This window comes from Actinocorallia aurea (genome assembly GCF_054783995.1).
Window position 1 is genome coordinate 232 of sequence record NZ_BAAGPQ010000033.1, and the last position, 8,148, is coordinate 8,379.

The 8,148-nt window shown below is 73.1% G+C and carries 7 protein-coding genes and 1 tRNA gene; all 8 read right to left on the minus strand.

Annotated features, from left to right (window positions below; translation table 11 throughout):
- Positions 1–350 precede the first annotated feature (350 nt).
- Positions 351–1,088 carry a VOC family protein gene (locus tag ACYVOM_RS35685; protein ID WP_460308011.1) on the minus strand — a complete coding sequence of 246 codons (738 nt, stop codon included), beginning with the start codon at positions 1,086–1,088 and terminating at the stop codon, positions 351–353.
- A 102-nt stretch (positions 1,089–1,190) separates the two neighbouring features.
- Positions 1,191–1,263 (minus strand) — tRNA-Ala (locus ACYVOM_RS35690).
- A gap of 82 nt (positions 1,264–1,345) precedes the next feature.
- Positions 1,346–1,846, minus strand: coding sequence for an SRPBCC family protein (locus tag ACYVOM_RS35695; protein WP_460308012.1), 501 nt, complete (start codon positions 1,844–1,846; stop codon positions 1,346–1,348).
- On the minus strand, positions 1,843–2,199 hold the full coding sequence (locus tag ACYVOM_RS35700; protein ID WP_460308013.1) for an ArsR/SmtB family transcription factor: 357 nt from the start codon (positions 2,197–2,199) through the stop codon (positions 1,843–1,845). The genes ACYVOM_RS35695 and ACYVOM_RS35700 overlap by 4 nt, the downstream gene beginning before the upstream one ends.
- A 124-nt stretch (positions 2,200–2,323) precedes the next feature.
- The gene (locus ACYVOM_RS35705; RefSeq protein ID WP_460308014.1) at positions 2,324–5,800 is read right to left on the minus strand and encodes a helicase HerA domain-containing protein; all 3,477 of its coding nucleotides are present in this window, start codon (positions 5,798–5,800) and stop codon (positions 2,324–2,326) included.
- On the minus strand, positions 5,797–6,480 hold the full coding sequence (locus ACYVOM_RS35710; protein WP_460308015.1) for a hypothetical protein: 684 nt from the start codon (positions 6,478–6,480) through the stop codon (positions 5,797–5,799). Before ACYVOM_RS35710 ends, ACYVOM_RS35705 begins: the two co-directional genes overlap by 4 nt.
- 10 nt (positions 6,481–6,490) lie before the next feature.
- Complete coding sequence (locus ACYVOM_RS35715; protein WP_460308016.1) at positions 6,491–7,579, minus strand: hypothetical protein; 1,089 nt, start codon at positions 7,577–7,579, stop codon at positions 6,491–6,493.
- Complete coding sequence (locus ACYVOM_RS35720) at positions 7,572–8,138, minus strand: DUF4365 domain-containing protein (RefSeq protein WP_460308017.1); 567 nt, start codon at positions 8,136–8,138, stop codon at positions 7,572–7,574. Before ACYVOM_RS35720 ends, ACYVOM_RS35715 begins: the two co-directional genes overlap by 8 nt.
- Positions 8,139–8,148 lie beyond the last annotated feature (10 nt).

Below are 8,148 nucleotides of genomic sequence, written 5' to 3' on the forward strand. Positions count from 1 at the left end.
AAACGGACCCGCAGTGAATCCCACCCTTTCGGGCTTCGTTCTCGGCGGTTTCTCGAGCTTACCAGTCCCTCGGAGTGCTTCGCGCATCTCCGGGTGAACCGTGAAGTTCAAGACGTTCCGCTGGTCCCGGGGCCGGCCGCTCTCGCGTCCTGCTCCCCTCGGGCCCAACAAGAAGAACACTACGCTCTTGCGAAACCCCCGTCAAACCAAGGGTTCTCCCCGCCTCTCCCCCGTTCAAACCTCGTCGGCGACGGTAAACCTCTCCTGAGGGTAAAAACCCGTGGTCAAACCGCTCGTTCCGGGACCAGGTCGGGCGCTGTGCGACGCGCCCGGCGCGCCGAGCGCCGGCTTCACAGGTCCGGAACCCTGTCGGTGACGCAGTAGGCGAGGCCGTCGGGCGCCCGCAGGACGGTCCACCCGGTGTGCTCGTGCTCGACGCGCGCACCGCGCGCGGTGTGGCGGGCCGTCTCGGCCTTCCGGTCGGTCGTCGCGAAGTCGAGGTGCGCCCGGACCGGCCCCCCGGTCTCGCCGAGCCGCTGGAGCAGGATCTTCAGCCCCTCCCCCGGCCCGCTCACGAGCCTGGAGAACTCCGCGCGGTCCCGGCCGGGCCGCAGTTCCCTGCCCGTGACGCCGGTCCAGAAAGCGGTCTCCCGCTCCCACCCGTCCCCCGGGACGTCCACGGACAGCTGGTCGGCGACGCTCCCGTGCCCGTCCCACTTCTGGGCCGGCGGGGCGGCCGACCCGGGGTCCGGGACGATGCACACCGCGAGCCCGCCCGGTGAGCGGACCGTCGCGTAACCGTCGGCCGGGTAGCGCGCCACGAGGGTCCCGCCTGCGGCCTGGGCCTCACGGACGCCGACCGCCACATCCTCCACATGGAGGTCCACATGCATGGCGCTGAGCGCGCCGCCGACCCTCTGCACCCGCACCGTCGCGTCGCCCTTGGGGGGCACCAGCGTCAGGAACTCACCCCGCGCGCCCCGCACCGCGGACCGCTCCCACCCCGTCAGGTCCTCCCAGAACCGCACGCCCTCCTCATGCGATCCGGCGGCCAGATCCAGGAACCCGCTCACCCAGGAGACCTTCACTTGTCCTCCCCTCCTCCGGGCACGGTACGTCGCGGGTCCGGTGATCGTCCGAGGAACGCGAAAAGCCGCCCTGCTGATGCAGAGCGGCTTTTCTCCTTGCTGTGGAGCTATGGGGATTCGAACCCCAGACCTCCTCCATGCCATGGAGGCGCGCTACCAACTGCGCTATAGCCCCGCCGCCGGGGATCGCTCTCCGGCAACGAGGTGAAAGGTTACACGGGTGGCGCGCGGGACGCGAATCGGCGGCGACGGGCCGGTCAGGCGACGCCTTCGGCGAGGATCTCGTCGATCTTCTCGTAGCCCTCGACGACGCCGGTCTCCATGCCGCTGGCGAGCATCGCGTCGCGGTCTTCGAGGGTTTCGACGACGCTCGTGGTGACGGTGCGGGTGCGGCCGTCGCCGAGGTCCTCGAAGGTGATCGTCTCCAGGCAGACGCTGTCGGGGACGCCCTCGTAGGTGAAGGTCTGGACGATGCGCTCGTTCTCGCGGACCTCGTGGAAGGAGCCGTAGAAGGAGGCGATCTCCTCGCCGTCCCGGTGGGAGGCGTAACGCCAGCTTCCGCCGCGCCGGAACTCCCAGGTGTCGATGCGGTTGGTGATGCTGCGCGGGCCGAGCCAGCGGGCGACGAGGGCGGGATCGGCCCAGACGCGGTAGACGAGGGCCGGCGGGGCGTCGAAGTCGCGGGTGATCCTGATGAGGGGCAGGCCCGGGTCCGCCTCGATCCGGGTGCTGCCGCCGTGGGTCCTGGTCGCGGTCATGATGCCGCCCCTTCCGTCTGGTCGTCGGTGCCTTGCCGGAGTTCCGCGAGGAGGGCGTCGATGCGCTGGTGGCGCTCCTCTGCCCTCCTGCGGTAGCGCTCCAGCCATCCGGTCATCAGGTCGAGGACTTCGGCTTCGAGGTGGACCGGGCGGCGCTGCGCGTCCCTGGTCCGGCTGACGAGCCCCGCCTCCTCGAGCACCTTGACGTGCTTGGAGACGGCCTGGACGGTGACGTCGTAGGGAGCGGCGAGCTCCCCCACCGTCGCGTCCGAGGCGGCGAGCCGCGCCACGATGTCGCGCCTCGTCGGGTCGGCCAGTGCCGCGAACACCGCGGACAGCCTTGCGTCTTCCATACTCTCCACCTGCGTCTTCAACCTACCGGTTGATAACAACACTACGACTCCGCGAGCCCTTGTTCAACCCCTCGGTTGATAAAGCCCGGCGCGGCTTCCAGGCTGCCGCGCCGGGCCTGCGGCCTCACTTCCGGCGGGCCCGGTCCAGGATCTCCTCCTCGTTGAGCGGCCCTGCCGGGTGATGGCTCAGGCACAGCGGGGTCTGCGTCAGGGCCTCGGGCAGGCCCTCGCTCGCCACATAGAACTGGCCCCTCTGGAGTTTGCCTACGCGCCCGGCGGTCCCGCCCCGCGCCCGGGCCAGTTCCTTGGCCGCCGCGATCTGCGCCGGCGCGTTGAGGCGGCCGATGAACTGCGTGGTGGCGTTTCCGGAGACCTGGTTGTGCAGGCCCTTGGGGGCTTGGGTGGCGAAGACAAGGCCGAGCCCGTACTTGCGGGCCTGTGACGCGAGGGTGAGGGTGCTCGCCAGAGCGGGGGTTCGGGGAGTGGCCGGAGCCAGCGTCTGCGCCTCGTCCATGACGAACAGGCCGCCCAGCGGCCGGTCACGGGCCGGATTGCGCTTGATCCACGAGAACAGGGCGATCTGGAGCCGCCGGACGAAGTCAGGTCGGCGCTCGTCGGCGAGCCCGGCGAGGCTGACGACCGAGATCCTCGCCCGCCTGCCCTCGGCGGGGGTGAGCAGGGTCCGCGGGTCAACGGGTTCCCCTTCGCCCGCGAACAGGGGGTCGTTGATCGTCGCGGCGGTGAGCCGCTGGGCGAGTTTCAGACCGAACTCGTCGGCTCCCGCGATCCGGCTCGCCTCGAAAGGCAGGTCGCCGAGCAGGGCGAGGAAAGCGGTGAGGTCCCCTCCGCCGCGCCGGGCGAAGTGGGCGAGCGCTTCGCGCAGTACCGCCTTGGCCACCGGGGCCTGCGCGGTGTTCGCCTCGGTGCCCGCCCTCGGGGACAGTTCTTCCATCGCCAGGTCGAGCGCGGAAGCGAACTCGTCGGGGTCGTCCCGGACGGCGGCGAGATCAGGCAGGGGCTGGAAGCCGAGCGGCCTGCCCGAGGCCCGCCCCGGTGTCCACACGACGACCTCGGTGCCCTCGTGGTAGAGGGCGGCGCGTTCCGCGTCGCCGTCCGCCCAGCCCTCGGGCGGGGAGGGCCACGCGTCGCCGAGCCGGGCGAGGTCGTTGTTCGGGTCGAGGACGATCGAGGACACTCCGCGCAGCGCGCACTCCTCGACGAGCCGGCGGATGAGCACGGTCTTGCCAGAACCCGATCCGGCGAAGATCGCGGTGTGCCGGGTGAGGACCGCGGGGTCGAGCGTCACCGCTGCCTCGCCTCCGGCGCGCGTCCCGATGCGGATGGGCTCGTCCTCGCGGGGCCGCCGTACGCCGGACGGGGGCGGCGCGAAGGGCAGCACCGAGGGCGGGGGCGTGAACTGCCGCGAAGGCGCCGGGGGCTCTCCGGGCGGCGGGAACGGGACGACGAACGGCGGGCCGATCACGGGGCCGCGTGCGGCTCCGGTGTCCTCGGCCGGGCCCGTCCTGGGCTGTCCGAACGGGATGACGGTCGCGCCCTGGAGCGTCGAGGACTCGGTGCCGTTGAGCCGTGCGTGGGCGCCGTCCGCCGGGGGCGTCGGGAAGACCAGCGGAGGGTTCTCCGCCGGGGCTTGGCCAGGGGACGACGGCGAAGGCAGCGGATCGTAGGGTCCGGACACCGGCCCGGGAAGCACGCGGATCGGAGGCTCGTCTTCGCCTGCCCCCGCAGCCTTGGACGGTTCCGGTTCCGCGGGCAGCGCCTCGGCGAGGACTTCGGTGAAGAACTCCGTGCGCCCCGCCGGGCGGCGTGCGGCGAGCCAGTCCTCCAGGCCGGGGCGGGGCGCGTCGAGCAGTGCCGCGAGCGCGGCGAACGTGCGCAGGTCGTCGTTGCCGATCGTCAGGGACCTGCCTCCCGACTCCGTCAGCCGGCCGAGCAGTTCCTGGGTGGCGGGGCCTTCGGCCCACTCCATGTTGCGCACGACGATCAGGGTGCGCTCGCCCTCCGCGCCGCCGCCGGACTCGGTGAGCGCGTCGCGGAGCCGGGTGAGCGCGGCCCTGGGGTGGGACGCGGCGATCATCCGGAACGACCAGTGCCGCTGCCGCTCGGTGACCGGGTCCAGAGTCTGGCGGAGCCTGGCGTGCAGCACGGCGCGGCGGGCGGGCGGCGGGTCCACGGAGAAGGCGCGGCCCGCGGGGCCCGCCTCGCGGATCCACGCGGCGAGGCCCGCGGCGAGCAGCCCCGGGGCGAGCGCGTCCTCGGCCTTGGGATCGAAGACCGCCTCGACGGACGCGCCCGCCTTGAACTCGGCGAAGCGCGCGTCGAGCTCGGCGAACGCCGCTTCGTCCGGTTCATGCCTCTGGTGCACGACCTGCGGCGGCGCTGACGCGGCTTCGAAGGATGTGAGCGGCCTTACCTCCCCGTCCGACAGGCAGCCTTGGAGGTGGGCGTCGATCCGCTTCATCACCTCGCGGGGAGTCCGCGCCCCCACGGTGGCGTATGCCTCCGGCATGACGGGCCAGCCGCGCCAGGGCGCAGCGAAGCCGGAGTCTTCGAGCGCGGCGGACAGGCGGCGCTCGACGATCGCTTGCGCCGTGGAGGCGTCGGGGATCGTGCCGAGCATGAGGGAAGTGCGGAACCTGTCCTGCACCGTCGTCACGGACTGGCCCTCCACCAGCCGCCAGGAGGACGGAAGGGCGGCCACAAGGCAGAGCGCGCGGCGCGTGACGTGGCGGAGCTCCATCAGGCCGCCCGCCACCTCCTCCAGGAGGGTCCTGTCGGGAACCTGCGGTTCGGCGTCATGGGCCGACGTGCGGGCCGAGTGCTCCAGCAGCGCGTCTATCTGGTCTATGGCGATGACGCTGGGCCCGGTGAGGGCGAGGACGGCGGACAGTTCGACGACGATGTCCTGGGGGCTCGGGACCCTCCGGCCGATCCCCCACGCCCGGCGGTCGCCGGGCTCGGCCTCCTCGACCGAGCCGAGGTAGTCGCGGGCGGTGTGGCCCAGGTCGAGATCCGGTGACGCCAGCAGGGCCAGTGCGCGCAGGGTGTCGGCGGTGCGGGCGATCAGGGCGCGGTCGCGCCGGTACAGGCCCTTGACGAGCGCCTCGACGTCGTCCCTGGTGCAGGGGTGCTCGCCCGCGAGCGCGGCCGACCTGCTCTCGTCGAGGTCGGCGAGCAGGGAGAGCCTGCGCAGGAGGGTGGCGGCCTGGGTCGCCAGGCCACCGGGGCCGACGCGGTCGAGGTCCTGCACCATCGCGCGGGCGACGCGCGGCCAGAATCCGTCTCCCGCCCCGAAGCTGAAGTCGACGAGGAAGAAGTACCCGCCGCGCTTCTCGGCGGTCTGGCGGACCCAGCCGAGCAGGTGGGTCTTGCCCGTCCCGCCCTCGCCCGTGACGGCGACGCCGAGCGGGCTGGAGTCCCGGGAGCGCGCGGCGGCGGCGATGCCCTCGGTGATCATCTCCTCGGCGCGGGGGTGCAGGCCGTCGACGTGGAAGGGCGACGGGCGCCAGGCGTGCTCCGCGGTCGCCGCCCAGTCCAGGCCCGCCTTCAGGTCCTTCAGCGCCCTGCGTTCGGCCTCGTTCATCGCGCCTCGATCGCCAGGAGGTGCTTGTCCCGGTCGCCGACGCGGACCGCCGCGGCACGGTCGGCGTCGGTCAGGGACTTCTGGTCTGCTTCGGGCGCTATGTACACGTCCGCTCCGCGTTCCATCCGGCGCAGCACGTCGTCCACCTGGTCGCGGGGCGCGTCGCCGAGGAGCGGCCGCACGTCCGTCAGGGACACCCAGGAGCCCGGCCGACCGGCCACCTGGAGGTAGGCCGCGCGGATGAGCCCCTCGAGTTCCACGTCCGAGACCAGGGGCGCGGACGGCGCGGGCTCGGCCTGCGCGGGCTCGGGCTCCGCCTCTGCGACGGGCAGGTCAGCGGCCGTGACGAACTCGGAAAGACTCAGGTCGGTGCCGTCGAGCTTGTCGCGGAGCATGCCCAGGACGACGTAGAGCGCGCGGCCGAGGGTGCTGCCCGCAGGCGGCTCGGCGGAGAGCTCCTCGGCGCACCAGGCCCAGCCCGCCTCTTCGAGCGTGTGGTGGTAGGACCTGCCCACCTTCGCGCTCTCGACCAGCTTCAGGTCGTTCATCCTGCGGCGGGACGCGCCGTCGAGCGCGGTGCCGACGCGGGCTTTGAGGTCGGGGTTGGAGGCGGAGCCGCCCATGGCCATGAGGGCCAGGAGGAGGGCGCGTTCGGGGACGCCGAACTCGATGTGTGCCACTGGGGTCTCCTCAGGGGGTTCGGGGGGTCGGCGCGGGGCCGGGATGGAGGGTGTGGAGATCGCCGGGGGAGGCGACGAGTTCGGGACGGCCGTTGACCGTCACGAGGGTGCCGCGGGCGCGAACGGGGGTCCCGTCGCGGTGGGCGGCCATGGCCTGGGCGTACGCGGGGGCGTCGGGGAGCCGGACCCAGAGCGCGCGGCGGGCGGCTCCGTCGGCGCCGGTGGCCTCGCCCTGGATATGGACGCGGAAGCGGTCCTGGCCGCCGTTGTCGACGAGCGAGGTGATCCGGCCGGTGATCTCGGCGGCGCCGGTGTAGCGCAGGCGGCGCAGCCGGAACGCGCCGTGCCGCAGCAGCTTGCCCGCCCCCGGCCCGAACACCGCGGTCGCGGGCGGGGCCGGGGCGGGAGTGGAGCGGGCCCAGCGGAATCCGGTCTCGAAGGGTCCGCCCGGGTCTGGGCCGGCGAAGCGGGCGAGCGCCTTGCACAGGTCGGCTGAGACGCCGGAGGGGACGAGCCCGTCGAGGGCGGAGAGGTCCCCGGCGGCCGCGGCTTCGCTGAGCCGGGTGACGGCGCCGTGCAGGAGGAGTCCGACGCGGCGGCCGAGGGGTCCGGCGTCGGGGACGCGCAAAGGGATCCGCACGGTGAGCAGGTCCGGGGACGGCCGGGCGACGGTCACGCGGGCGAGGAGCTCGCGGGCGGCTTTGGGGGCGGGGCCGTCGAACGCGGCGCGCGGCCCGGTGAGGACGGTGCGGGCACCGGCGGCGAGGACGCTGTGCACCCCTTCGAGGGCGGACAGCGCGCTGGTGAGGCCGGTCTCGTGGGCGCCGTCGGGGACGGTGCGGTACCACTGGACGTCCGCGGCGGGCGAGGCGATGTCGGCGGCGATCGCGGCCCGGGGCCTGCCCTCGACGGCGGCGAGGACGCTGAGGAGTTCGCGGAGCCGGCGGGCCGCGTCCTTGAGCGCGGGGTCGTCCGGCACGAGGACCTCGTGGTCCCCCTTGTGCACCCAGACGGACGCCCCGGGCCGCGCCTCCGTACGGACCCATCCGGAGGCGGCGAGGTAGCCCGTCACGTCCTCCGGTGAAGGCGGCTCACCCATCGAGGCCCCTTTCCGGCGCGCCGACCAACGCGCGCAGGGTGCGTTCGGTGAGCACATTCCCCAGCGGTATCCGGACCCGCCGCCGCCGTTCCCTGCTCGGTCGCGCGACCGGCCTCTCCCCCGCGAGATCGGTGAAGTAGGCGAGCTGCCGGAGCGTCAGCCCGTCGGTCTCCACCCGCGTGTAGGCCACGTCCCCCGGCGGCATCACCACCAGGAACAGGTACCGGGGCACGCTGAACGGCCCGTCCACCAGCTTGTTGAACTGGACCTCGTCGAGCCCGTCGTAGACCAGCCGCCCCTCCCCCACCCGGGGCCGCGACCATGACTTCACCTGCACCTCGATGGCCGGCGAGGCCACCTTCCCGGCCCGCCCCGAATACCGCAGCCCGAGATCGATCCCGTCAAGATCAAGATCATACGTATAGACCAGCAACCCCGCCGCGGAGGCCAGCACCCGCACATAATCCTCAGCGAACTTCCCCTGCCGGTTGCCACCCCCCACCCCCACGACAACCCCCTGACCTTCGCCCACCCACAAGTAAACCCCTCCACCCCCCACAACCCCCGAC

Bases quoted from the DNA above. Each gene is read 5' to 3' on its own strand.
- ACYVOM_RS35715 (WP_460308016.1), bottom strand. From the start codon at position 7,579: ATGGGTGAGCCGCCTTCACCGGAGGACGTGACGGGCTACCTCGCCGCC.
- ACYVOM_RS35695 (WP_460308012.1), bottom strand. From the start codon at position 1,846: ATGACCGCGACCAGGACCCACGGCGGCAGCACCCGGATCGAGGCGGAC.
- ACYVOM_RS35700 (WP_460308013.1), bottom strand. From the start codon at position 2,199: ATGGAAGACGCAAGGCTGTCCGCGGTGTTCGCGGCACTGGCCGACCCG.
- ACYVOM_RS35705 (WP_460308014.1), bottom strand. From the start codon at position 5,800: ATGAACGAGGCCGAACGCAGGGCGCTGAAGGACCTGAAGGCGGGCCTG.